General features: G+C 42.4%; 19 protein-coding genes and 1 tRNA gene. 15 read left to right on the top strand and 5 right to left on the bottom strand.

Annotated features, from left to right (window positions below):
- Positions 1–130: 130 nt before the first annotated feature.
- On the bottom strand, positions 131–1,867 hold the full coding sequence (lysS, locus tag PMEL_RS05055) for a lysine--tRNA ligase (RefSeq protein WP_120174253.1): 1,737 nt from the start codon (positions 1,865–1,867) through the stop codon (positions 131–133).
- 453 nt (positions 1,868–2,320) lie between these two features.
- Here lysS and PMEL_RS05060 point away from each other — a divergent pair, with 453 nt between their 5' ends.
- The 7 genes from PMEL_RS05060 (at position 2,321) to PMEL_RS05090 (ending at position 9,349) form a co-directional block, all read left to right on the top strand.
- Positions 2,321–2,737, top strand: a complete 417-nt coding sequence (locus PMEL_RS05060; RefSeq protein ID WP_120174254.1) for a PaaI family thioesterase — start codon at positions 2,321–2,323, stop codon at positions 2,735–2,737.
- Positions 2,738–3,784 carry an isochorismate synthase gene (locus PMEL_RS05065; RefSeq protein WP_120174255.1) on the top strand — a complete coding sequence of 349 codons (1,047 nt, stop codon included), beginning with the start codon at positions 2,738–2,740 and terminating at the stop codon, positions 3,782–3,784.
- A 94-nt stretch (positions 3,785–3,878) separates the two neighbouring features.
- Positions 3,879–5,540: a 2-succinyl-5-enolpyruvyl-6-hydroxy-3-cyclohexene-1-carboxylic-acid synthase gene (gene menD / locus PMEL_RS05070; RefSeq protein WP_120174256.1), complete on the top strand. Its 1,662-nt coding sequence runs from the start codon at positions 3,879–3,881 to the stop codon at positions 5,538–5,540.
- A gap of 127 nt (positions 5,541–5,667) precedes the next feature.
- On the top strand, positions 5,668–6,495 hold the full coding sequence (menB, locus tag PMEL_RS05075) for a 1,4-dihydroxy-2-naphthoyl-CoA synthase (protein ID WP_120174257.1): 828 nt from the start codon (positions 5,668–5,670) through the stop codon (positions 6,493–6,495).
- Between the two features lie 155 nt (positions 6,496–6,650).
- Positions 6,651–7,202 carry a four helix bundle suffix domain-containing protein gene (locus PMEL_RS05080; protein WP_120174258.1) on the top strand — a complete coding sequence of 184 codons (552 nt, stop codon included), beginning with the start codon at positions 6,651–6,653 and terminating at the stop codon, positions 7,200–7,202.
- Positions 7,203–7,212: 10 nt separating this feature from the next.
- The gene (locus PMEL_RS05085; RefSeq protein WP_120174259.1) at positions 7,213–8,250 is read left to right on the top strand and encodes an o-succinylbenzoate synthase; all 1,038 of its coding nucleotides are present in this window, start codon (positions 7,213–7,215) and stop codon (positions 8,248–8,250) included.
- A gap of 67 nt (positions 8,251–8,317) precedes the next feature.
- Positions 8,318–9,349: an AMP-binding protein gene (locus tag PMEL_RS05090; protein WP_120174260.1), complete on the top strand. Its 1,032-nt coding sequence runs from the start codon at positions 8,318–8,320 to the stop codon at positions 9,347–9,349.
- 35 nt (positions 9,350–9,384) lie between these two features.
- Here PMEL_RS05090 and PMEL_RS12215 read toward each other — a convergent pair whose 3' ends face one another.
- Positions 9,385–9,525: a hypothetical protein gene (locus PMEL_RS12215; RefSeq protein ID WP_172586750.1), complete on the bottom strand. Its 141-nt coding sequence runs from the start codon at positions 9,523–9,525 to the stop codon at positions 9,385–9,387.
- 366 nt (positions 9,526–9,891) lie between these two features.
- Here PMEL_RS12215 and PMEL_RS05095 point away from each other — a divergent pair, with 366 nt between their 5' ends.
- Together PMEL_RS05095 and PMEL_RS05100 are read left to right on the top strand one after the other, a co-directional pair.
- Positions 9,892–10,818, top strand: coding sequence for a magnesium transporter CorA family protein (locus PMEL_RS05095; RefSeq protein ID WP_120174261.1), 927 nt, complete (start codon positions 9,892–9,894; stop codon positions 10,816–10,818).
- Between the two features lie 157 nt (positions 10,819–10,975).
- Positions 10,976–12,862 (top strand): DUF349 domain-containing protein, encoded by a 1,887-nt coding sequence (locus PMEL_RS05100; RefSeq protein ID WP_120174262.1) that lies wholly within the window; start codon positions 10,976–10,978, stop codon positions 12,860–12,862.
- An 849-nt stretch (positions 12,863–13,711) separates the two neighbouring features.
- Here PMEL_RS05100 and PMEL_RS05110 read toward each other — a convergent pair.
- Together PMEL_RS05110 and PMEL_RS05115 are read right to left on the bottom strand one after the other, a co-directional pair.
- Entirely contained in the window at positions 13,712–14,098 is a 387-nt protein-coding gene (locus PMEL_RS05110) for a rhodanese-like domain-containing protein (RefSeq protein ID WP_120174263.1), read from the bottom strand.
- Positions 14,099–14,172: 74 nt separating this feature from the next.
- Positions 14,173–14,243 (bottom strand) — tRNA-Gln (locus PMEL_RS05115).
- Between the two features lie 237 nt (positions 14,244–14,480).
- On the opposite strand from PMEL_RS05115, the gene rsfS reads away from it, so the two are divergent.
- The 5 genes from rsfS to PMEL_RS05140 all read left to right on the top strand — a co-directional run bounded on the left by rsfS (position 14,481) and on the right by PMEL_RS05140 (position 19,493).
- Positions 14,481–14,840, top strand: coding sequence for a ribosome silencing factor (gene rsfS / locus PMEL_RS05120; RefSeq protein WP_120174264.1), 360 nt, complete (start codon positions 14,481–14,483; stop codon positions 14,838–14,840).
- 49 nt (positions 14,841–14,889) lie between these two features.
- On the top strand, positions 14,890–16,920 hold the full coding sequence (ftsH, locus tag PMEL_RS05125) for an ATP-dependent zinc metalloprotease FtsH (protein WP_120174265.1): 2,031 nt from the start codon (positions 14,890–14,892) through the stop codon (positions 16,918–16,920).
- Positions 16,921–16,934: 14 nt separating this feature from the next.
- Entirely contained in the window at positions 16,935–17,798 is an 864-nt protein-coding gene (locus PMEL_RS05130; RefSeq protein ID WP_120174266.1) for a phosphatidate cytidylyltransferase, read from the top strand.
- Between the two features lie 224 nt (positions 17,799–18,022).
- Positions 18,023–18,775, top strand: a complete 753-nt coding sequence (locus PMEL_RS05135; RefSeq protein ID WP_120174267.1) for a porin family protein — start codon at positions 18,023–18,025, stop codon at positions 18,773–18,775.
- Positions 18,776–18,851: 76 nt separating this feature from the next.
- Positions 18,852–19,493, top strand: coding sequence for a SprT-like domain-containing protein (locus tag PMEL_RS05140; RefSeq protein WP_231999366.1), 642 nt, complete (start codon positions 18,852–18,854; stop codon positions 19,491–19,493).
- Positions 19,494–19,713: 220 nt separating this feature from the next.
- Here the strand turns inward: PMEL_RS05140 and PMEL_RS05145 are convergent, their stop codons facing one another.
- Positions 19,714–22,881, bottom strand: a complete 3,168-nt coding sequence (locus tag PMEL_RS05145; RefSeq protein ID WP_120174269.1) for a glycoside hydrolase family 2 TIM barrel-domain containing protein — start codon at positions 22,879–22,881, stop codon at positions 19,714–19,716.
- Between the two features lie 169 nt (positions 22,882–23,050).
- Here PMEL_RS05145 and PMEL_RS05150 point away from each other — a divergent pair, with 169 nt between their 5' ends.
- On the top strand, positions 23,051–25,786 hold the full coding sequence (locus PMEL_RS05150) for a SusC/RagA family TonB-linked outer membrane protein (RefSeq protein ID WP_172586751.1): 2,736 nt from the start codon (positions 23,051–23,053) through the stop codon (positions 25,784–25,786).
- Positions 25,787–25,792: the final 6 nt, after the last annotated feature.

The following is a 25,792-nucleotide window of genomic DNA, read 5'->3' on the forward strand; positions in this document are numbered from 1 at the left end:
AAAAGGTAAAAAGGCGAAAGAGTTAAAGATATTAGCTTCGTATTATGATCTAATACTTTTGCGACAATAGTCTTTCTCTTTTAACTATTCAACCTACTTTCTACCCTTTTACTTTTCCTCTTTTACTTTATTACTTTTCTTTAGCTCCGTCAATCCACTGCTGAATATCGTCAACAGAAGGCTTCTCATAACCGAGTTTGTACTTCTTGTTGATATCTCCGAGCTTCTGCTGCAAGCCCTGAGCCTTCTCGTCTCTGATATCAGAAATGAGGTTGAAGCCTGCCTTACGCAAAACATATACCCAGTTTTCAGCAACGCCAAGCTCAGCCCATTCCTTAACGGAAGACTGTGGGATCTTTGGTTCTGGCTTCATCTGTGGGAAGAGCAATACTTCCTGGATGTATTCCTTACCAGTCATCAGCATTACCAAACGGTCAATACCAATACCGATACCAGAGGTTGGAGGCATACCATACTGCAAAGAGCGGAGGAAGTCCTGATCGATAATCATCGCCTCATCGTCGCCCTTGTCTGCCAAACGCATCTGTTCAACGAAACGTTCTTCCTGATCAATTGGGTCATTCAGCTCAGAATAAGCATTAGCCAACTCCTTACCATTTACCATCAACTCAAAACGCTCTGTCAGTCCTGGCTTAGAACGGTGCATCTTGGTCAGTGGTGACATCTCAACTGGATAGTCAGTGATGAAGGTTGGTTGGATATATGTACCCTCACAGAACTCACCGAAGATTTCATCAATGAGCTTACCCTTACCGAAGCTTTCGTCAATCTCTTCTAACTTCAACTCGTTAACAGCGATATGGCGGATTTCCTCCTCTGTCTTACCATTGAGATCGAAGCCTGTCTTCTCCTTGATTGCATCGAGGATAGGCAGACGACGGAATGGAGCCTTAAAGCTGATAACCTTGTCACCAACCTGTACCTCTGGCTTACCATTTACCTCTATACAAATCTTCTCAAGAAGTTTCTCTGTGAAAGACATCATCCAGTTGTAGTCCTTGTATTGTACATAAAGTTCCATACAAGTAAACTCTGGATTATGGAAACGGTCCATACCTTCGTTACGGAAGTTCTTACCGATTTCATAAACACCCTCGAAACCACCAACAATCAGACGCTTCAAATAAAGCTCTGTTGCGATACGCATGTACATATCGACGTTGAGGGCATTAAAATGGGTGATAAATGGACGTGCACTTGCACCACCAGCAATACTCTGCAAGGTTGGAGTTTCAACCTCAGTATAACCAGCCTCATCGAAGAACTGGCGCATAGTGCGCAGTACGGTTGCACGCTTCAAGAAAGTATCTTTCACACCTTCGTTTACAACGAGGTCAACATAACGCTGACGATAACGCTGCTCTGGGTCTTCAAACTTATCGTATACCTCGCCGTCCTTATACTTAACAACAGGCAGTGGCTTCAAGCTCTTAGACAAAACGGTAATCTCTTTAGCATGAACAGAGATTTCTCCCATCTGTGTCTTGAACACTTCACCCTTTACTCCAATGAAGTCACCAATATCAAGCAACTTCTTGAAAACCTTATTATAAAATTCTTTATCCTCACCCGGACAGATGTCGTCACGAGTGATATAAACCTGAATTCTACCCTTGCTATCCTGTAACTCTGCGAAGGAAGCCTTGCCCATAACACGGCGTCCCATCATACGACCAGCGATTACAACCTCACGCTGTTCGTCCTCTTTGAACTGCTCTTTAATATCAGTAGAGTAAGCATTCGTTGGAAACTCTGCTGCTGGATAGGGATCAATACCCATCTCACGCAATTCCTGCAGGCTTTGGCGGCGACCAATTTCCTGCTCAGATAATTCTAAAACGTTCATATTTATAATTAAATCGAATATATTCTTATAGTTTGCAAATTTACTAAATAATTCGCAAACTATGGCTGCTTTTTCCTTTTTTATGGCATTGGAATATTCTTAAACCTAAATCATAGAGTCGCTTATGATATCTATAATCGGTATTGCATACCAACACTTACTCCTTTCTTGACTGTTTATTGCAAGCTATTTAGCCGTTAACACCATTGGTGCTAACCAACAACACCACATGTGCGGAGCATTAGCACCACACGTGCGGAGCGTTAATACACTCGCAAGAAGCGAAAACATCATCTTTAACAAGTCCATAGGTTAGTTTAAAGGTGTCTATAACTAAGTTCAAAAGCACCCAAACATGACCTTTGTCTATACTTATATACCTATTAAACCTACTATGATTTTGTTATCTATCCAACTTTTATTATCTTTGCATAACATTAAGTTGATTAGGTTATGAACGTAGAAAACATCATAAAAAGTATTCATCAGGAAGACGGACTAAGCCGTACACTCGGTATGGAATTTATCTCTACACCCGAGGACGACACATTGAAGGCAAGAATGGCGGTCGACGACCGTAACAAACAGCCTTTTGGCTTCCTCGCAGGAGGTGCTTCTTTGGCTCTTGCAGAGAATCTTGCTGGTATCGGTTCGATGGCATTATGCCCCGGAAAGATGGCAATGGGCATCAATGTACATGGCAATCACGTCAAGGCTATGCCATACGGTGGAACTGTCACGGCTTACGGAAAACTGATTCACAAAGGGCATACGCTACACGTATGGAATATTGATATCAAGAATGGTGAAGACGAACTCATCTCAAGCGTGCAAGTTACCAACTACGTCATAGCCCCACAAGAGAAGTAAATGGATTCTTTCTTTATCTATCGTGAGCCTTTCGAGAAGGTTTGTCATTGCTATTCACAACCAGAGAAGCCAACGGCTATTCCCTCGCTTGCCGAACTTAATGGGCGTAAGGGATTCGTCATTGCTCCTTTCTATTGCGATGATAGCAACACACTTTACTTATTAGATGGCCAGAAGGGTTCTTCAATGGTTCTACCTTTAGACGGTAGCAAGGGCTTTGATGCTATTCCCGACTGGCAGGACGAGGCGGTACTTACTAACGAAACGCCTTCTCTTCGCGAGAACTATCACAACGACTTCTGCCGTTTTCATAAAGAATTAGAACACAATAAATTTCGAAAGTTAGTTCTGGCACGCTCGATAGTCGAAACAAAAGACGAAAGCGCAAGTCCTCGAAGTATTTTCCTCAAAGCTTGCGAGAAGTATCCTCGTTCCTATATCGCACTATTCTATACTGCAGAGACTGGTATGTGGCTTATTGCAAGTCCTGAAGTTCTACTTCGCGGCGATGCCGAAGGGTATCAGACAATGGCATTAGCAGGTACGATGAAGTATGAAGGTGAGGATATGAAGTGGTCTACTAAGAATCAAGAAGAGCAACAACTCGTTGCTGATTATATCCGTACTTGCTTACAACCATTTGCTGCTGAGATTACTGAAAGTAAACCTTATACTGCTCGTGCAGCACATTTGGCGCATCTTCGGACAGACTTCACTTTCCGACTTAAAGACACAGAGCGACTCGGAACTTTCCTTACAGCCTTCCATCCTACCCCTGCGGTGTGCGGTATGCCAAAGGATGAGGCACAGCAGTTTATCCTTCATAATGAACAGCTAAACCGTAGTTATTACAGTGGTTTCAGTGGATTGCTTGGTGAGAAGGGTGCGGCAAAACTTTATGTCACCCTCCGCTGTATGCAACTTTTTCGTTCTACATGTCGTCTTTATGCTGGTGGCGGACTCTTAAAGGAGAGTATTGAAGAGAATGAATGGCAGGAAACAGAAGCCAAACTTGACACTATGCGTCAGTTGTTAAATCACAATTAGTTTTTTAGGAAGATTGGGCTTATGAGCCATATTAAGCCTATTAGCCCAATATCCCTATCCATCATCACCCAATATTCACCACCCAACACCCACAATGTACAGCAACAAAGAAAACGTTAACATCCTCACAGCCTTACTCGTAAAGGAACGTGTCAAGAAAGCCGTTGTATGTCCGGGTTCTCGTAACTCGCCTATTGTGCACAATCTCTGTGCTTGTCCCGATATTGAGTGCTATCCCGTTACCGACGAACGGTCGGCAGGATTCGTAGCGTTAGGAATGACTTTAGCAGACAATGAGCCAGTTGCTGTTTGCGTTACATCGGGTTCAGCCTTGCTCAACTTGGCACCTGCTGTAGCTGAAGCATTCTATCAGAAACGTCCACTGATTATCATTTCAGCTGATAGACCAGCACAATGGATTGACCAACAAGATGGGCAAACGCTTCAACAACATCGTGCATTGGAACCAAATGTTCGCAAGAGTGTGACACTACCAGAGCCTCATAACGAAGAGGAACGCTGGTATTGCAACCGTTTGGTTAATGAAGCGTTGAATGCTGTACGCTTGAATGATGGCAGTCCTGTGCATATCAACGTGCCAATCAGTGAACCGCTCTTTGAATACGACGTACCAAAGCTTCCAGATGAACGTGATATCTTCATGCTTCATGCCACAACTGATAGTATCTGCGTCTATGAAATGGCTGCAGACTTCTTCCGTGGAAAGAAGCTAATGTTTGTTCTTGGACAGATGACACCTGAAGTTGTGGGCAATTCGCTTGAAGCAATAGAGGCATTAAAGAAGGTTGCTGTCGTTCTTCAAGAGAAGTTGGCTGATGACGATATTGGACCAGCACAACCCATTGACGAAGTATTGAAGATGATTGGTGAGGATGAAGCTTATCGTCCTGACCACCTTATATATATAGGAGGAACGATCGTCAGCAAACGACTCCGCCAATTCTTGCGTGAATGTAAGTACAATATGTCTATCGTTGTGAATGGAATTGATGAGTTTTGTGACACCTTTATGCACACCACTGATATGATTCAAGGTTTACCAGAGGATGTTATCAGAATCTTTGCCAATGAGACAGAAGGCGTTAAAAAGCATGACTTTGTAACGCTATGGGACAAGGCATTCGATAAAGCCTTAGACATCCGTAAGACCTTCAAACCACGCTTCTCACAAATGTTGGCTGTTAAGACTTTCCATGAGAAGATGAGAGAGGAGGCTGTCGATGGTGAATTGTTCTATGGAAATAGCTCGGCTGTGCGTTTGGGCAACATCTTCTCTGATCAATATATCTATGTCAATCGAGGCGTGAATGGTATTGAAGGCTCGTTATCAACGGCTGTTGGCTATGCCATTGCTCATCAGGAAGAAGAGGACGTGTACTGTGTAATTGGTGACTTGAGTTTCTTCTATGATCAGAACGCACTATGGAACGAATCTCTTCCGCCTAATCTTTCTATCCTCTTACTTAACAATGGCGGTGGAGGTATCTTCCACCAGCTGCCAGGTTTGGACCGTTCACCTTATCGGGATAGTGCTATTGCAGCCCAACATACAACCTCTGCAGAAGGAATCTGTCAGACACACGACATCGTCTACCTCTCTGCTCGCAACGAAGAAGAGCTTTATAAAAACCTTGACAAGCTCTTTAACTCAGAGGAAGGACCAGTACTTTTAGAAGTATTCACCAACGCAGAGGAAGATACGCAGGCTTTGAAGGATTATTATCAAGCCTTTTAATAGCCATCATAGCCGCAATTATTTGCTAATATATACATCATAAAATAGAAGAACTTGCCACAGTCTATCCGCGTTTTAGGAATGACTTGGCAGGCTCCCTATAATCAATCAAAAACAAAAAGACCTTATGGAGAAAAGAGAATGGAAGCCTATTGAAGGCTTCAACTTTGAGGAAATCCTCTTTGAAGAGTACAACCACATAGCAAAAGTAACCATTAACCGTCCTCGCTATCGTAATGCTTTCACCCCGAAAACAGTGTGGGAAATGTCACAGGCATTCAACTACTGTCGTGAAGCCCTTGACATCCGCGTGGTCATTCTGACTGGTGCTGGCGACAAAGCATTCTGCTCTGGTGGTGATATGAATGTAAAGGGACATGGCGGATACATAGGTACTGATGGTGTTCCACGCCTCAACGTACTTGACTTGCAGATGCAGATTCGTCGTCTTCCTAAGCCAGTCATCGCTATGGTAAACGGTTATGCGATTGGTGGTGGGCACGTTCTTCACGTGGTGTGCGACCTCTCTATTGCATCAGAGAACGCTATCTTTGGACAGACAGGACCAAAGGTTGGCTCCTTCGATGCTGGCTTTGGCGCATCTTATTTGGCACGTGTCGTTGGTCAGAAGAAGGCTCGTGAGATATGGTTCTTGTGTCGTCAGTACTCTGCTGAAGAAGCAGAACGAATGGGATTAGTCAATAAGGTGGTTCCTTTCGACCGTCTCGAAGACGAGTGTATAGAATGGGCAGAAACAATGATAGAGCGTTCTCCATTAGCACTCCGTATGATGAAAGCTGGCTTTAACGCCGAACTTGATGGTCAGGCAGGTATTCAGGAACTTGCAGGTGACGCCACAATGCTCTATTACACACTTGACGAAGCACAGGAAGGTGGCAAAGCTTTCCTTGAAAAGCGTAAGCCAGACTTTGACAAGTATCCACAGTTCCCATAATTAGCTATTGGACTTATTGGCCTAATTAGGCTAATAAGCCCAATGAAACCATTTAGTAAACAAAGACTATAGAACTTATCAACAATTGGGCTAATTAGCCTTATTAGGCCAATAAACCTAACAGAACCTTTATTACCAACAACTAAGAAATAATCATGGGAACACCTTTTTTGCCACAAAAGGGCAACTATCGCAACCTGATAGCTTATCAGAAAGCAGAATGCATTTATGATATTACCTATTACTTTGCCCACCATTTTTTAGATAGAAACGACAGGACGATAGACCAAATGATACAAGCAGCCCGTTCAGGGAAGCAAAATATTGCAGAAGGATGTGCTGCCTCGACAACCTCTGCAGAAACAGAAATAAAGTTAGTGAATGTTGCACGTGCCAGTCTTCAAGAACTTTTAATTGATTACGAAGATTATCTTCGTGTCCGAAATCTTATAAAGTGGAATGTAAATGATAAGAATGCTATCATTGCCCGACGCGTATGTGCCAAGCATAACGAGTCTGCTTTTTATCGCAATGCGATTCAAGTACGCACAGATGAAACAATAGCTAACATTGCTATTACATTGATTTATCAAGAAGATGTAATACTTAGAAAATATTTAGACCATATCAAAGATGATTTCATTAAACATGGTGGAATACGTGAGCAAATGACAAGAGCAAGAATAGAATATAGAAACAAACAATAAAGAGCATACAATGTACAACATAAACATCTCCTCACGCATCCTTCACTTCCTCCTCCCTGCAGGCACTTCACGTGGTGTCTATACAACGAGAAAGAGCTATTACGTCACGCTGACTGACAGCAATCAACCTGACGTAGTGGGTATTGGGGAATGCGCAACACTCCCCGATCTCTCCTGCGATGCCATACCTGACGAGGAATATGAGCGAAAATTGCAGGCCTTTTGTGATGACTTTTGCCACACGGGAGTTATTGACATCGCTGCTATGCGTCCTTATCCGTCCATGCTATTTGGCCTGGAAACGGCTAAGGCACAGCTGGATGCCAAGGGTAGTATCAATCTCTTTAATACACCTTTTGGACGAGGTGAGGATGGAATCACCATCAACGGACTCGTATGGATGGGGACTTTCGAGGAGATGTATCAGCGATTAGAAGCGAAACTCAAGACTGGTTTCCGTTGTGTAAAGCTAAAGATTGGGGCAATTGACTTTGAGAAAGAACTCGAACTTATACGCCATATCCGTCAAGCATTCACACGTGAACAAGTAGAACTACGCGTTGATGCAAACGGGGCATTTGCTCCAGAAGATGCTATGCAACGATTAGAAGCATTGGCACAATACGATATCCATTCCATAGAACAGCCTATCCGACAGCATCAATGGCAGGAGATGGCACGCTTATGTGCTGACACTCCCCTACCGATAGCCCTTGACGAGGAACTTATAGGTGTCAATGACCCTACAGAAAAGGCGTTATTACTCGATACGATTCGCCCTCAATACATCATTCTCAAGCCAAGTCTGCATGGCGGTATGATAGGTACAAGAGAATGGATTACAATGGCAAAGGAACGTAACATCGGTTCATGGATAACCTCAGCACTTGAAAGTAATATTGGACTAAATGCTATCGCCCAACTTACTGCCGACATCTATGGTCCAAATATCACCACACCACAAGGCTTAGGTACGGGACAACTCTTCACCGACAACATCCCAATGCCATTAGAAATCAGAGATGATCAGCTTTGGATAAGCGATTAAGAAAATTATTATTAGACTAATTAGCCCAATTAGCCTGATTAGCCCAATAGCATAAAATCAAACAATAATGACACTACAAGATTTCCTATCAGAATGGCATAATGACAATCCACAACTCCTTGTGCATACCAGTGGCTCAACTGGTAAGCCAAAACCGCTATGGGTGGAGAAGCGGCGTATGCTCAATTCAGCCCGCATCACTTGCGATTTTCTTGGCTTAAAGGCTAACGATACCGCTCTACTCTGTATGCCACTCGACTACATTGCAGGAAAGATGGTAGTGGTAAGAAGTATTGAGCGTAACCTACACCTATTGACCGTAACACCTTCTGGGCATCCTCTCTCTGACAAGTCTTTATCTGAAGCAGGTATTTCCAACGAGGAGATAACCTTTGCTGCAATGGTACCACTGCAGGTCTATAATTCTCTGCAAGTGCCTGAGGAGCGTAAGCGATTACGCCAAATCCGTCATCTTATTATAGGCGGTGGTGCTGTCGATAATAAACTTTCAGCTGCTTTACACGATTTCCCTAACGCTGTATGGAGTACCTACGGAATGACGGAAACACTCTCACATATTGCGCTCCGACGTCTGAATGGACCTGATGCCAGCGAATGGTATAAACCCTTTGATGGTGTAAAAGTATGGCTCAATGAAGAAGATTGCCTTGTTATTGATGCCCCTGCCGTTTGCACTCACCCTTTAGTAACCAACGACAGAGCTGAAATTCGCACTACGGACACGAAAGGAGGACTTAATACTCCTTGTTTCTGCATACTCGGGCGGAAAGATAATGTGATTGATTCGGGCGGCATTAAGATTCAGATTGAAGAAGTAGAACATCTGCTGAAATCCTCTCTTACAGCCGACTTTGCTATAACAAGTTGCTCTGACGAGCGTTTTGGAGAAGCCGTGGTCTTACTCACTACACAAGACAATACCGATTCTATTAAAACACTCTGCCAGCAATACCTCCCAAAGTTTTGGCAACCTCGTTTCATCTTCCACGTCCCTTCCCTTCCACAGACAGGCAATGGGAAACTTGCAAGGGCTGAAATAAAAGCATTAGCAGGTCAGTTATGTAAATCAAAAGTATGACATTACTCTTATTCTAACAACATTCTGCATAGTATTTAGTACTCAGCACCAATGGTGCGAACCATCAACACCATACGTGCTGAGCACCAACACATCAGTTGATAAGGGTAAAATAGATTAATCGTTACCACCATAAATAATGGAATAATACAACAAGTAAAGACTAACTTATACATAAGATTTTACAGGACTGCGAGAAACAAGAATATAAAACAAGAAGGTAGGGAGATTTATCATACTATATAGAACAGAAAACCATCATATCCATAGATATTTTTTAACAACTGGTTAACCCACTAAATACCCCTACAACATTTCTACACTTTTTATCCGATTACTCCTACTCAGCCCTTCACAAACAATGAAAAACTTAATCTTTTGTTTGCCACAACCGATTTTTTTAGTTAATTTTGCAGTCATAAAACCAATACGTAATTTTTAAATGGACGATTATCACGCGGAAAATTTCAATCTGTAGGCGTGAGGATTACAACAGGAAGTTGCTAATCCCCACACTATTATTTAACTATGGAGATTAGCTAATGAAGACATATTGGAACATTAACGGAACCCTGAATACCATTAAAGAATGGCAGCCTAACTGCTGGATTCAGGTAACTTGCCCAACAGAGCAAGATCAGCAAGAACTCGAAGACACTTTTCATATTCCAGACTACTTCTTATCGGATATCAGCGATACCGATGAGCGAGCACGTTATGAATATGATGATGGTTGGATGCTGATTATCCTCCGTATCCCATACGTGAAGGAAATTCGCTCACGAACCCCATATACAACAGTACCTTTAGGTATCATTCACAAGAAAGATGTAACCATCACGGTTTGCAACTTTGAGACAAATATGATGCTCGATTTCGTCAGCTATCAACAAAAGAGAAATGAGGGCTTTACTGACTATGTAGACCTGATTTTCCGTCTCTTCCTTTCTTCTGCTGTGTGGTATCTAAAACGACTGAAGCAAATCAGTACTTTGATTGAAAAGGCAAAGCGTAACTTAGATAAAGGTGTGGACAACGAGAGTCTAATTGGACTGAGTCGTCTGCAGGACTCGCTTACCTATTTCATCACATCTATCCGTGGCAACGAGAACCTTCTGGCAAAGTTGAAGTTCAAGTTGCAGATTGACGAGTTGGATGCCGACCTCATTGAAGACGTAAACATTGAGATGTCACAGGCTCGGGAAACGACGAGCATCTACTCCGACATTCTTGAATCTACGATGGATACCTATTCAAGCATTATTAACAACAACATGAACACCGTGATGCGTACGCTCACTTCGGTGTCAATTATCATGATGTTGCCAACGCTTATATCCTCCCTCTTCGGTATGAACCTTGTCAATGGCTTGGAAACAAACCCATGGGGATTCCCTGTTGCAATGTTCTTATCAGTCGTCGTTTCTGCTGCATCATGGTGGTTGCTACGCCGTAAACGTCTGCTTTAGAAGAGAGAAAATAAAAAAAATCAACCTAAAATTAGGTACTTTCAAACTTTTTATCTAAGTTTGCAGTTGATATATTAGTGGTAGAAGACTACCGGCATCTATGCAATGGTCTGAAACCTTAAATGTGGAAAAACCCAAATCACAAACAAAAAGTGAAATGATGGACTCTCAAGAGAATGCCCTGAATCAGGGTACAGAAGAAGTTAAGCTGTCTGAAGAAGTTGCAACTAACGCTACAACGGAGAATTCCGAAGCGCAGAGTGTTAATGAGAATGCAGCAGAAAACCTCAATCAGCCAGTTGAAACACAGTCTGAGAGCGAGGAAACAAACCTCGCAGCTAAGGCATACAGTTCAAAAAAGGAGATTATAGAGCGTCTGAAGGCAATCGTTGATAGTAACGAAACACCTGAAAAAGCCGAAGTAGAACACCTGAAAACGGTATTCTACAAACTGCATTTTGTTGAGCGTGAGGCACAGCAAAAGGCTTACCTCGATAATGGTGGTGACCCTGAGAAATATCAGATATTGCCTGATGAGGACGAAGAAATCTTCAAGGCAGAGATGACCATCATCAAGGAAAAACGCCAAAAGGCTTTCCTCGCACTTGAAGAGGAGAAGCAACAGAACCTCAAAAAGAAAGAAGCTATCATCGAACAAATTAAGGCGATGGCTACTACTCCTGAAGAGGCTAACAAGAACTTTGACCACTTCAAGAAGCTTCAGCATGAATGGAAGGAAATCAAGATGGTTCCTGCCGAGAAGGCTAACGAACTCTGGCGCAACTATCAACTTTATGTTGAGCAGTTCTATGACTTGTTAAACCTCAACCGCGAGGCACGAGAATACGATTTTAAGAAGAATCTTGAGAAGAAGACTAAACTCTGTGAAGCAGCTGAGAAGTTGGCTGAAGAAACAGATATCATCAGCGCATTCCATCAATTACAGGAACTTCATCAAGAATATCGCGAGACAGGCCCTGTTGCTAAGGAACTTCGTGAGCAAATTTGGGCACGCTTCAAAGCAGCCAGCACTGTTATCAACAAGCGTCACCAGCAGCACTTCGAAACACTCCGCACACGTGAGGAGGAGAACCTAACCAAGAAGACTGCACTTTGCGAAAAGGCTGAGGAACTTGCAAAACAAGAGAACAAGTCTTCTGCAGATTGGGAGAAGCACACAAAGGAGATTATTGCTATTCAGCAGGAATGGAAGACCATTGGCTTCGCTCCACAGAAGATGAACGTGAAGATTTTTGAGCGTTTCCGTGCAGCATGCGACGACTTCTTCGGTCGTAAGGGTGAATTCTTCAAGCAGCTCAAGTCACAGTTTGCAGAGAATGCAGAAAAGAAAAAGGCTCTTGTTGAAAAGGCTCAGGCATTGAGTGAGTCTACTGACTGGAAGGCAACATCTGATAAACTCATCGCTTTACAGAAAGAGTGGAAGACCATCGGTATGGTTCCTAAGAAGATTGGTGACCAGTTGTGGAATGACTTCCTCGCTGCTTGCAACCGCTTCTTCGAGGCTCGTAACGCTGTTCATGCTGATTCTCGCAATGAGGAACATGAGAACTTAAACAAGAAACGTGATATCATCAGCCAGCTGAAAGAACTTGTTGAACAAGCTGGTGAGAACTTGCAGGAGAAGGTACAGAAGCTGACTGAACAATATAACAAGGTAGGTCACGTTCCTTACAAAGAGAAAGATAAACTCTACAAGGAGTACCACGAGGTATTGGACAAGATTTATAAGGACCTCCATATATCTGCAGCACGCAAGCGAGTTGACAACTTCCGCAATAATCTTAAGAAGGTTGCTGACCGCGGTATTGATGCACTCGACAACGAGCGTGGTCGTCTGCTCCGTCGCTTTGAGCAGTTAAAGCAGGAGATAAACACTTACGAGAATAATCTTGGCTTCCTCAACATCAGCTCAAAGAAGGGCAACAGCCTTATTGATGAGATGAACCGTCGCATCCAGAAACTCAAAGATGATATGGATGAGGTGAAGCAGAAGATTAAGGCTATCGACGCTGAAAACAAATAAACAGAACATTCCTATCAATTCAATCTCATAACAATATAAGGATAAATTGAGGGGAAATAGAATCAAGAAAAGGGGCAATTCGTTGTAGAATTGCCCCTTTCTTTATTACTCTAACTCAATTATTCCTCTCGCAACAAACTGTCATTATCGAATTATTTTCATGAAAGAAAATATTTCTCATCATGAACATAAATATTTTTCTTCATGAAAAGAAATATTTACGTCCGTGAAAAGAATTCGTAAACAGATACGAATATCCCGATAGAGAGAGATAGAAAGAGTATCTATCAATCATGAAACATGCCCTAAAAGTAGGTTCATCCGTTAAACCCAAATCAGTCATTAGAGCCTAAACATATCTTGTTTTTATCAGACAGCAATAATTTTTATACTTCGAAAATCTACAGATCGGGATCGAAAAATCATTACATAAATCTGAATAAAACTCCAATAAATAATGGCAAATACACATGTAAAATGCAGATTTGTAATCAACAGTAAATCAAACGGTTACAAAGTAGTGTAAGAAAAGATGCTTAATTAGACTTTAATAGGGCGTTAGTTAGCCTCCAAAAGAGCACCTTTTAGAAGTCAATTAGGCATCTTTTAGAAGCCAAAAAACCATGTATTGATTACGAGGTGCATGAAAAAAGTTTACAAACATCTATAATATGGCAATAAGTTATTATACAAAGTCAGATAGACATCGTATTAATTTGTTATTTATCTTGTAGCTTATCCCGCTTTGCAAGACCATCTAATTGGAGATAGTCATACCACGCAAGTGTATAAGCCTTTGTTCTATTTACAGTTTGTGTATTTAACGGAAGAACCTAAAGGCAGCCTTATTTATTCCTTTACAGTTTTCTTCTTTGCTTCAGTCCACGCAATAATACCACCCGAAAGGTTAGTAACAGTAAAACCTTCCTTAGCAAGAAGTGTTGCTGCCATAGCAGAACGCTTACCTGAACGGCAATACACAGCACATGGACGCTTCTTATCGAGTTTAGCAAGAGCATTAGAAAGGAAAGAAGGAGTCAACACATCAACATGTATTGCACCTGGGATATGACCTTCTGTAAACTCATCAAGTTTACGTACATCCACCAACTGAACAGAGTCAGACTTAATAATCTGCTCAAAACGATTAACGTCTACATCTTCATAAAGATTTTGTGCACATGCACCCATACCTATTCCTAATGCTGCCAAAATGGCTGTTAATAACTTTTTCATCTTTTATCAGGTAAATATTTAAGTTATAATTTGAAATAAAAAAAGAGAGTTGATAATTCAACTCTCTCACTTTGTTGGGATACCCGGACTCGAACCAGGAATGACAGGACCAGAATCTGTAGTGTTACCATTACACCATATCCCATTGATCTCACAACTCATTTCTGAATTGCGAGTGCAAAGTTAGCACTTTTTCTTGAACTACCAAAACTTCTACTAACTTTTTTCATGAAAAGAGATAAAAAAATCTCAAAGGCAGTTTTTTGTTTGCTAAATGCTCAAATAAGCCCAATAGGAACAAATTGCTAAATAAAATGAAATTTATTTTGTGCTTCATTCCTTTTGCGCTACCTTTGCATCTCGTATATTATAATGTGATTTAATGGATAAGACAAAGAATTTAGTAGAACTAATTACAAAGGGAATTCAAGATAAAAAGGGACATGGCATAGTTATTGCAGACCTATCGGAGATCGATGGTACTATCTGTCGCTATTTCGTTATATGCCAGGGTAACTCCACACAACAGGTAGAAGCTATTGCCGGATCAGTAGGCGACTATGTTCGCGAAGCTATCGGTGAGAAGCCTATCAACTGCGTAGGACTTGGTAACGCACAGTGGGTGGCGATTGATTATGCGGACGTTATCGTCCACATCTTCACCCCAGAGACACGTGAATTCTATGACATAGAACACCTTTGGGAGGACGCCAAGTTGACCACTCTGCCAGATTTAGACTGATAAGTTGACCTGGTAATCGCCTTTTTATATCAAAAATTCAGACTTCAAAATGGACAATTCAAATCCTAAGAACAAGCCGAATATGCCTAAATTCAATATGAATTGGCTCTACATATTCGTTATTATTGCCCTCGGAGTAGTTTTCTTTGCCGGGGGGAATGGGCTTTTTCCTTCAAGTGCAGGTATAGACAAGGACTATACCACTTTCAAGCAATATGTTGCTAAAGGCTATGCCACAAAGGTAATTGTCAATAGAAACGACAATACCCTCCGCATGTATGTAAGCCCTAACCACATCCGTGACATCTTCAAAAAGGGTACACAAGAAGTGGGTACAGCCCCTTATGTTACCGTAGAGATTGGTTCGGTGGATAAGGTAGAGACTTTTCTCGACCAAGCTGTAGCTCAGAAGAAAATCGTTAGCTACAGTTATGAGAACAAGTCAGGCAACACTTTCCTTGATATCCTCGCCTCTATTGCACCGTGGATATTCTTCTTCGGTATCTGGTACTTCCTTATGCGCCGCATGAGCGGAGGCGGAGGCGGTAGCGGAGGCGTCTTCAGCGTGGGCAAGTCTAAGGCAAAGCTCTATGAGAAAGCCAACGAAATGGGCATTACCTTTAAGGATGTTGCTGGCCAGACTGGTGCTAAGCAGGAGGTACAAGAGATTGTTGAGTTCTTGAAGAATCCAAAGAAATATACTGACTTGGGAGGTAAAATCCCTAAGGGTGCACTCCTTGTTGGCCCTCCAGGAACGGGTAAAACCCTTCTTGCTAAGGCCGTTGCAGGTGAAGCAGGTGTACCATTCTTCTCTATGAGTGGTTCTGATTTCGTTGAAATGTTCGTCGGTGTCGGTGCCAGCCGTGTACGTGATGTCTTCCATCAAGCTAAGGAGAAGTCACCTTGTATCATCTTTATTGACGAGATTGATGCCGTTGGACGTGCACGTTCAAAGAATCCAGCTATGGGCGGAAATGACGAGCGTGAGAACACACTCAACGCCCTTCTGACAGAGATGGACGGCTTCGGAACAAACTCAGGAGTTATCGTTCTTGCCGCAACAAACCGTGTTGATATGCTCGATAAGGCACTTCTTCGTGCTGGACGTTTCGACCGTCAGATACACGTTGACCTGCCTGACTTGCCAGAACGTAAGGAAATATTCCTCGTTCACATGCGCAATTTGAAGTTAGAGAAGAACCTCGATATCGATCTCCTTGCACGTCAGACCCCAGGCTTCTCAGGTGCTGATATTGCCAATGTATGTAACGAAGCTGCCCTCATCGCAGCCCGTCACGACAGCACAGAGGTTACAAAGCAAGACTTCCTCGATGCCGTTGATCGTATTATCGGTGGTTTAGAGAAGAAGACTAAGATATTGACAGCTGACGAGAAGCGCACGATCGCCCTTCACGAAGCTGGTCACGCAACCATCAGTTGGTTCTGTGAACATGCACACCCATTGGTTAAGGTGAGCATCGTACCACGTGGACAGGCACTCGGTGCTGCATGGTATCTACCAGAAGAGCGTCCTATCACAACCAAGGAACAGATGCTCGACGAGATGTGTTCATTGCTTGGCGGACGTGCTGCAGAGGAACTCTTCACAGGTCATATCTCAACAGGTGCTATCAATGACCTTGAGCGTGCGACTAAAAGTGCATACGGAATGATAGCATACGCAGGTATGAGTGAGAAGTTGCCAAACATCTGCTATTATAATAATGATGAGTATAACTTCCAGAAGCCATACTCTGACACTACAGCAAAGACTATCGACGAGGAAGTTCTGAACATGATTAACGGACAGTATGAGCGTGCTAAGCAGATTTTGACCGAGAACAAAGAAGGTCATAACCGCCTCGCACAACTGCTCATTGAGCGCGAGGTAATCATGGCAGAAGACGTAGAAGAAATTTTCGGAAAGCGTCCTTGGGTAAGCCGCACACAAGAGTTGCTTGCGCAGGAGGAGAAGTCTCAGCCTAAGTTGGAGGATATGCCAGAGGAGGTTAAGCAGGCACAAGCAGAGCACGAAGCAAGAATCGCTAAAGAAGGCAGCGACAAAGCCAGTGATTTATAAACAAACATATAGTTATGAGTGATAAACTAAAGAACCTGATTGTCAGAGCCGTTACTGGCGTATTCTTCGTCACCGCGATGGTGTTGGGCATCCTTCACCCTCACGCCCTGATTGTACTTTTTGCACTCATCACGGGTCTTTCCATCTGGGAATACACTGGATTGGTGAACAACATCAAGGGAGTAAAGGTAAATCGCTTCATCTCAACCATCATAGGAGTCTATTTCTTCTTGGCGGTTGCAGGTCTGCGCCTGACACCAGTTGAGGGTTTCGTGGTCTTTGTACCCTACATTTTGTCCATTCTCTACCTATTAATTTCAGAACTATATCTGAAAAATGAGAACCCTATCAACAGCTGGGCATACACAATGTTGGGACAGATGTATATCGCAATGCCTTTCTCAATGATCAACGTACTGGCTTTCCAGCAGATTGAACCGGGACAGGTGACCTTCGACTACCTCCTTCCATTAAGCATTTTCATCTTCCTTTGGACTAACGACACAGGTGCTTATCTCTGTGGTTCACTCTTCGGCAAGCATAAACTCTTCCCACGTATCAGTCCTAAGAAGAGTTGGGAAGGAAGCATAGGAGGTGGACTCCTCGTATTGATTGTTGCTGGAGTTATCGGATATTTCACCAATACTGACACCGATCCACATATGCTTAGCATTCCTGCATGGATAGGATTAGGACTGGTGGTTGTGGTCTTCGGTACATGGGGCGACCTTGTTGAGAGTCTCTTCAAACGCACACTCGGTATCAAAGACAGTGGAAATATCCTACCAGGACACGGTGGAATGCTCGACCGATTCGACTCTTCACTGATGGCAATACCTGCTGCAGTGGTCTATCTTTACACACTGACACTCTTCTAAAGACTATACATTATAAAGTCTTAAGACATAATATACAACACACATAAAGGCAGACAATAACGTCTGCCTTTATTGTTTCATACAACCTTCACCCCCTACTCTATACAGAAAAACAAGCATAGAGTTGCTGTTCTATGATTAATTTCGTAACTTTGTGTCATTAAAACGTCTATCGAACAATACTCAAAAGTTTATCAATAACAAACTAAAAGCTTATACAAACAATGAAAAATTTATTCTTAATCGCAGCTCTAGCACTCATACCATGGGCTGCAAACGCACAAAACTCAAACAGTAAATTCACCATTACACCACGTATTGGCATGACCGTCTCCGACTTCTCAGGTAGTAAACTCAAAGAAGCTTACAGTCCGAAGGCTGGCTTTGTCGCTGGTGTAGATGCCGAATATAACTTCAGTAAGCTGTTCGGAGTATCATTAGGCGTGTTCTATAACATGCAGGGAGCCAAAGCAAATGCGGCAGTATTAATGCCAGGCTACGAGCCAACAAATAACTTTGAGATCTCTCCTGTTACCCCAACAACTACTGTCATTGGCAAGAATGCCCACATCGACTTTGACAGAAACGCTGGTAGCTATATCTATCTGACTGATTTCAGAACTGATCTGAACTACATCAGCATTCCAGTTCTTGCTCAAGCACATGTATGGAAAGGCCTTACAGCAAAGCTCGGTATACAGACTGATGTGCTGGTAAGCGCACGTTCCAAAGCAAACGTGGAGGTAAAGTATAAGGGTGTGACATATTTTGAGAAGTCCAATACCGACATTAAGGACAAACTGCATAGCTGTGTCTTCTCTATTCCTGTAGGTTTGTCCTACACATATAAGAACATTGAGCTTGACGCCCGATACCTTTGGGGTATCAGTAAGGTTGCTGATACGAAGGATGAGAATGACAAAGACCTGAAGAACAGCACCTTTGCCATCACCTTAGGCTATCGGTTCGGGCTCTAAGTCCAAACTATTAACACGATATATGTTCAACCAACACAAGACAGAATCATCCCAACAGCTCTCCTCAACGCAACCTATGATGAGCGAAGAGGAGAGCTTAACCACTAAATTCAACAAATACAACGACCTCATCTTCAGCAGTAAGCTACCTATCCCACGACTGAAATGGTCACGAGGAAAGACCCGATTGGGACAAATGGCATGCAAAAGAAAACAAAGTTGGGGACGAACAACATTCTATGACTACACCATCTCCATTTCAAGATATTACAATCTGACAGAAGAACAGATTGATGATGTGCTTATCCATGAGATGATTCACTACTTCATTGCTTATACTGGACAGAGGGATTCATCAGCTCACGGCACTCTATTTCGCAGCATGATGAACGACATCAATCAGCGATTCGGCAGGAATATCACTATCTCTGCACGCACACGCAACCTACAAGCACGCAGCGCACAACAGCCCAAAGATTATCTCATATTAGCATTAAAGATGAAAGATGGCAAGTATTTTCTCTCCTCCGTCAATCCCTCTGCTGCTGGAAAATTAGCAATCTCCCTTGCTCGCGCTCGTGAAATAGCACATTACGCATGGTATCAGTCACAAGATGAATACTTCCGCAGTATGCCACGTGTGCGTTCTTTGCGTGGTAGACAAGTGTCTGAAGAGGTTTATACAACGATGATTGAGAAGATGAAACTACAAAGATAATAAACTGATAAGGATACTAAACCGATTTATTTTCACGACAAGAAAGAATTATTTTCATGAAGAAAAATATTTATTTACGTGAAGAAAAATATTTATTTTCATGAAAAGAATTTAGACACTGCCATTGATAGGTATACTTACTGTACGGATATAAAACAAAAAACGCCTTTGCAGGACTTCTGCAAAGGCGTTTACTATTTTATAAGATATGTCTATCAACTTAGAACACTGGTACTATCCAGAAGTGCATAGCACGACTTTCAGCTGGTAACTGATACTTCTTCAGAGGTTCTGAACCCCAACTATCAATACCACCCACACCCATCATTGCAGCATCTAAGGTAAGGTTAGTGTACTTAGACAATGGCACCTGATAACTGTGACGCTGATGCTTCTCACTTCCCTCATCAAGGTCAGAGATATTATAGTGCAATGCACTGGCAGAGAAAGCAGCCTCATCAAACAATACTCGGAATCCACGACCACTATTATCAGTCTGCTGCCACCAACGGATGTCGCTCTTCGTTCCAGTTTCTTGTGGACGAATGTAAGGGAAGAACTGCTTATCAGCCGTCTGCTCGTAGCATCCAATGCGCTGAGAAAGTTTACGGTCAGCATAGTTCTCGATAGGTCCACGACCATAGAACACTGACTTATCCATCTCATAAGGCAACTGCATCAACATTCCGAAGCGAGGAAGCTGAGGAGCTTTGCTGCCTTCTTTAAATTCCATATCCATACTAACATGGAGCGCACCATCCATTGCAACATGATAAACGAGACACAACTGTCCGCCAACCTCTGGTAAATCATATACCGCAGTGAGGCGATTCATCTTCTTATCAACCTCTAAAGATTTCAGTGTCATAGTAGGATTCTTCCATACCGACAGACGATTCTGGAATTTAGTACCCATATCGTTGTCAGTCACAGCACGCCAGAAGTTAGGCTTCAAAGTACCACCATCACCGAGGAAGTTACGACCATCAACCTGATAAGTACTGAGGAAACCAGTCTTACGATCGAATACAAGGTTAAAGTTATTACCAGCAAAACTTACAACACCTTCCTTCACGTTATCAGTTATCTTCATCTTCTTGTACACAACTGGCTCCATCTTTGGCATAGGCTGCCAAGGCTGTACCTCCATCTGCATTTCTGCAACAGTCTGACCAGCTGCCATCAATGGCTCAGCAGTCTTCAACTTAAAGTCGATATTCAAGAGTACTTCACCATCAAACTCCTTACCAGCGATAGGCAAAGTGTATTCAACAGTCTGCTGTGGTGCAACATTCAGTTGATCAATCGTACCCTTTTCAACAACCTTACCCTCGTTAACAAGGCTCCACTCCATACAATAGTTGCTAAGATCACGGAAGAAGTATTCGTTGTGAACAGCAATCTTACCCTGCTTGAGGTCAACAGGACGCGCCCAGATGTTCTGGTATTCGTAGGCAACCTCATAAGCATGTGGATTCAACTGACGGTCAGGACCAATCATACCATTGCAATTGAAGTTATTGTCTGATGGGTCAGTCTTATTATAGTCACCACCGTATGTATATTCAGTTTTCACATCTGCTGCATCAGCTGCACGCTCATAATCTTCCAACCTACGAGAAGCATCAAACTTAGGATTGCGATGTAAGCCTTGATCTACAAAGTCCCAATCAAATCCACCTTGGAACTTAGGATACTTACGAACAAGGTCCCAATACTCCTTCAAGTTACCACCAGAGTTACCCATCGTATGGTTATACTCGCACTGGATAAGTGGACGAGTGTAGTTCACATTCTTTGAATAATCTTCACAAGCCTTTGGAGAATAGTACATTGGGCAGAAGATATCCGTAGCATAGCCATTCAACTCTGCACGCTCATACTGTACAGGGCGGCTCTGATCTTGCGATTTAATCCAATCGTATGCATCATCGAAGTTTTTACTGTAACAAGTTTCATTGCCAAGACTCCAGAAAATAATACTTGGATGATTGAACTTCGTGCCGACATTATGCTGATTGCGCTCCATAATCTGCTTAGCAAAAAGCGGACTACCCGATACTGCATCCTTATTATATCCAAAGCCGTGGCTCTCTTGATTAGCCTCAGCAACCACATAGAGTCCATATTCGTCACATAGGTCATACCAAACAGGGTCATCAGGATAGTGACAAGTACGCACAGCATTGACATTCAGTTTCTTCATCAGTTTGATGTCCTGAATCATACGCTCACGTGTCACAACGTAACCACCATCTGGATCCATTTCATGACGGTTAGCTCCCTTGAAGAGAACAGGCTGACCATTGACTAATACCTGCGAGTTCTTGATTTCTACCTTACGGAAACCAACTTTGAGAGGGATTGTCTCAATAGCCTTACCAGTCTTGGCATCCTCTACATTCACATAGAGATTATAAAGATAAGGAGTCTCTGCTGTCCATTTCTTTGGGTTTCTCAGCTCCATAAACGCCTTAGCCTGCCCAGCCTTGTATGCTGTAATGACTGTCTTTGCAGCAAGATTATTATCAGCATCCTCCAACACCAAGAAAGCCTTTGTATTGCCCACCAACTGAAGGTTAACACTGAGCGTACCATCTTTGTAATCATTTACGAGGTCAGGAGTGATACGAATGTCCTTCAAATGCTGCTTTGCATCACGTGCATAGAGATAGCTATCACGAGCAACACCACTGAGACGCCAAAAGTCCTGATCCTCACAATAACTGCCATCTGACCAACGGAATACTTGGAAAGCAATTTGGTTTTCGCCCTTCTTGAGATACTTTGTCACGTCAAACTCTGGCCCAATCTTAGAGTCTTCACTATAGCCAACGAACTTACCGTTCACCCACAGATATACACAAGACGTTACAGAGCCAAAATGAGCAATAACTTGTTTACCATCCCAGTTGTCTGGTATGCGGATAGTACGACGATATGAACCTACGTGATTTTCCTTAATAGGAACCTCTGGAGGATTGTTTTTGAAGTTATCACGCCATGCAAAACCGATGTTCACATAGACAGGATCGCCATAGCCATTCACCTCCCAGATACCAGGAACAGGAAAGGTCTTCCACTGAGAATCATCGAAATCGGTACGGAAGAAATCTGTTGGACGCTGATCAGCATTCTCAACCCAATTGAATTTCCAATCCCCATCAAGTGAAAGGTAATTAGCCGACTTCTTCATATCAAACTTTGTTCCACGTAGATTTTCATTTGGGGCAAACGCAAAGAAGTCTGTATGCGTTGTAAAACGATTGACAGCATTCACCTGAAGGTCATGCCACTCGGTGAAAGTAGGCTCAACAGTGGTTTTCTGTGCATGGAGTCCAGACACAGACATGCCCATCAGCAAAGCCGTTAGAAAAAGCTTTTCCATATTGATAATAATTTAGGTTTCTATCTTTAAGTTCCTCAACTCACAAAGAGTATATAAAAGGATAACACAACAAAATTAGCAAAAAAACCTGTAATCGTCGACTTATATCGCGAAAAATACGTATATTTGCTTAGATAATCAGTATAAACAACATTTATTACATCCTAATATGGCCAGACAACACTTCCTAACCCATTCACTTGTTTGCTGCCTTTTAATAGTTGGTTCTGCAAATGTAGCAAATGCACAGAGGAGACACAAAGCAATTACTACACAAAAGAAGCAGCCATTATTCCTCATCAATGATACCCTACCTATTGTCGGCTCAATGGCAAAAGTAGGTGAAAAGCAGATGAATAAAGGTTTAGTAAACTCAGCTATCAATGCCCTTTCTGGACAAGCTGTCGGTGTGAATGTTGTTACAAACGGGCAGGATCGTATGGCTATGCTGACCAGCGTGCGTGTTCGTGGTACCACATCATTGACTGGTGGCAACGACCCTCTGGTCCTTATAGATGGTGTTTCATCCGATTTAGCCACTCTATCTACCATTTATCCTGCCGATATAGAAAGCTTTACTATTCTCAAGAATGCTTCCGAAACATCTAAGTATGGTTCACGTGGAGCATCAGGTGTTATCGAAGTAAAGACAAGACGTGGTAATGGTAGTAAGTTCCAGATTTACTATGATGGAGCAGTAGGATTTGATGCCGTGTACAAACGCCTTCGTATGCTAAATGCATCAGAGTATATTAGTGCAGCAAAAGCATTGGGCTTGGATTATGTTGACAAGGGTTATGATACTAACTTTCAAAAAGAAATAGTACGAACAGGTTTCGTAAATTCACACCACGTGGCTTTTAGTGGAGGCAGTGAGAAGTCTAACTATCGTGCCTCACTGGGCTATGTGCGCGGTCAAACAGTTATTAAAAACAAGGATTACAATAACTTCGTGGCTAAGTTAGACATCTCACAGCTTGCCTTTGACGAGAAACTAAAGATAGACTTTGGTGCCTTCGGTTCATCCCAACAAGATGAAAAGATATTTGATATTCAAGCACTTTCCTACTCTATTGCTGCAATGAATCCAACACTCCCATTCCACAAAACAGGAAACGGCTGGCAGATGAATGGCAATGCATCACAGATAGGACCGACAGAACCATTGCTGTTTGAGCGTAACGATGAAAAGAATCTTACGTTCAATTCACATCTGCAGTTGTCCTTACAGCTAACACATAACCTTCAGTTAGCAGCCTTAGGTTCCTATTCTTACACCTCAACGGAGAACGGACGATTTGCTCCGACATGGGTATGGGCGCAAGGATTAGCATATAGAGGAGAACGAAAGACCGAAGATATGTTAGGTAACATCTCTCTTGATTGGAAATATCGTTGGGGGATTAACAATTTATCTGCCACCATTCTTGCTGAATATCAGAAGAAAAAGATAGCAGCTTTTTGGACACAAGTAAAAGGATTGACTAATAATTACTTTGGTTATAACAACCTTGGTGCTGCTTCTGATCGTCCTTATGGAGGAACTGGTAGTAGTTATGCTGACCCAAGTCTTGCCTCTTTTATGGGTACACTTACCTACACACTACTCGACCGATACACACTTAATCTGACAACACGTGCAGATGGTTCGTCAATGGTTGGCAAAGACCATACATGGGGCATCTTCCCTTCTATCTCAGCAACTTGGGATATGAAGAAAGAAAGTTTCCTACGCAACAATAAGAGCATTAGTCTTCTGAACTTTCGAACCGGTTATGGTCGGTCTGGAAACCTTGGTGGAATCAGTTCTTATTTGACCTTAAGGCAATATATCCCAGTAGGTTTAATCTCGTACAATGGTACACCAACAGTCACTATGGGTACCTTACGCAATAGTAATCCAGACCTACGTTGGGAAACACGTAGCACCTTTAATATTGGTACTGACTTTGGACTGTTCAACAATCGCCTGCTCCTTACAGCAGAGTATTACTATTCCAAGACTACCGATATGCTTTACGAATATGACGTACCTGTACCAACTTTCGCCTTTGACAAGCTATTAGCAAATATCGGTTCTATGTCTAACAGTGGATTTGAGTTGGGTATCGGTATTGTTCCTATCTCAAAGAAAGACATGGAACTCAATGTCAATGTCAATATGGCATGGCAAAAGAACAAACTCCTTTCACTCAATGGTAAGCTCAACGGAAGAAATATGACAGCATCAGACATAACACCAATTGGTAGCATGAATGGTGCAGGTTTCCATGGTGGTTACAATGATATTCTTTATCAAATAGTAGGTCAACCATTAGGTGTTTTCTATCTTCCTCATTGCAAAGGAATCATTGACAACGGACATGGACACAACAAATACGACATTGCTGATTTGAACAATGACAATGTAATCGACCTCAGCGACCATGGTGACCGATATATCGCAGGACAAGCAACACCTAAGATGACATTGGGTTCTAACATAAGTTTCAGATACAAAGCATTCGACATTTCCTTACAGATGAATGGTGCTTTCGGACATAAGATATTTAACGGAACAACTCTTTCTTTCCTGAATATGTCAAATTTCCCAGACTATAATGTCCTTGCAGAAGCTCCAGCACGGAATATTGTTGACCAGAATGTGACGGATTATTGGTTGGAAAAAGGTGATTATCTAAACTTTGATTATCTTACGATAGGTTGGAATACGCCTATTAAAAACAAATATATCAGTTCACTACGTGTGTCTTTTAGCATCAATAATCTCGCAACAATAACAAGTTATAGTGGCTTAACACCGATTATCAATAGTTATGTAGTAGATAACACTTTAGGTATTGATGATAAACGTACCTATCCTCCTTATCGCACTTATTCTATCGGTGTGAGTATTAAGTTCTAAGCAATT

Origin of the sequence: Prevotella melaninogenica (assembly GCF_003609775.1) — a bacterium.
GTDB classification, from domain to species: Bacteria; Bacteroidota; Bacteroidia; order Bacteroidales; family Bacteroidaceae; genus Prevotella; species Prevotella melaninogenica_A.

Bases quoted from the DNA above. Each gene is read 5' to 3' on its own strand.
- lysS (WP_120174253.1), bottom strand. From the start codon at position 1,867: ATGAACGTTTTAGAATTATCTGAGCAGGAAATTGGTCGCCGCCAAAGC.
- PMEL_RS05060 (WP_120174254.1), top strand. From the start codon at position 2,321: ATGAACGTAGAAAACATCATAAAAAGTATTCATCAGGAAGACGGACTA.
- PMEL_RS05065 (WP_120174255.1), top strand. From the start codon at position 2,738: ATGGATTCTTTCTTTATCTATCGTGAGCCTTTCGAGAAGGTTTGTCAT.
- menD (WP_120174256.1), top strand. From the start codon at position 3,879: ATGTACAGCAACAAAGAAAACGTTAACATCCTCACAGCCTTACTCGTA.
- menB (WP_120174257.1), top strand. From the start codon at position 5,668: ATGGAGAAAAGAGAATGGAAGCCTATTGAAGGCTTCAACTTTGAGGAA.
- PMEL_RS05080 (WP_120174258.1), top strand. From the start codon at position 6,651: ATGGGAACACCTTTTTTGCCACAAAAGGGCAACTATCGCAACCTGATA.
- PMEL_RS05085 (WP_120174259.1), top strand. From the start codon at position 7,213: ATGTACAACATAAACATCTCCTCACGCATCCTTCACTTCCTCCTCCCT.
- PMEL_RS05090 (WP_120174260.1), top strand. From the start codon at position 8,318: ATGACACTACAAGATTTCCTATCAGAATGGCATAATGACAATCCACAA.
- PMEL_RS12215 (WP_172586750.1), bottom strand. From the start codon at position 9,525: ATGTATAAGTTAGTCTTTACTTGTTGTATTATTCCATTATTTATGGTG.
- PMEL_RS05095 (WP_120174261.1), top strand. From the start codon at position 9,892: ATGAAGACATATTGGAACATTAACGGAACCCTGAATACCATTAAAGAA.
- PMEL_RS05100 (WP_120174262.1), top strand. From the start codon at position 10,976: ATGATGGACTCTCAAGAGAATGCCCTGAATCAGGGTACAGAAGAAGTT.
- PMEL_RS05110 (WP_120174263.1), bottom strand. From the start codon at position 14,098: ATGAAAAAGTTATTAACAGCCATTTTGGCAGCATTAGGAATAGGTATG.
- rsfS (WP_120174264.1), top strand. From the start codon at position 14,481: ATGGATAAGACAAAGAATTTAGTAGAACTAATTACAAAGGGAATTCAA.
- ftsH (WP_120174265.1), top strand. From the start codon at position 14,890: ATGGACAATTCAAATCCTAAGAACAAGCCGAATATGCCTAAATTCAAT.
- PMEL_RS05130 (WP_120174266.1), top strand. From the start codon at position 16,935: ATGAGTGATAAACTAAAGAACCTGATTGTCAGAGCCGTTACTGGCGTA.
- PMEL_RS05135 (WP_120174267.1), top strand. From the start codon at position 18,023: ATGAAAAATTTATTCTTAATCGCAGCTCTAGCACTCATACCATGGGCT.
- PMEL_RS05140 (WP_231999366.1), top strand. From the start codon at position 18,852: ATGATGAGCGAAGAGGAGAGCTTAACCACTAAATTCAACAAATACAAC.
- PMEL_RS05145 (WP_120174269.1), bottom strand. From the start codon at position 22,881: ATGGAAAAGCTTTTTCTAACGGCTTTGCTGATGGGCATGTCTGTGTCT.
- PMEL_RS05150 (WP_172586751.1), top strand. From the start codon at position 23,051: ATGGCCAGACAACACTTCCTAACCCATTCACTTGTTTGCTGCCTTTTA.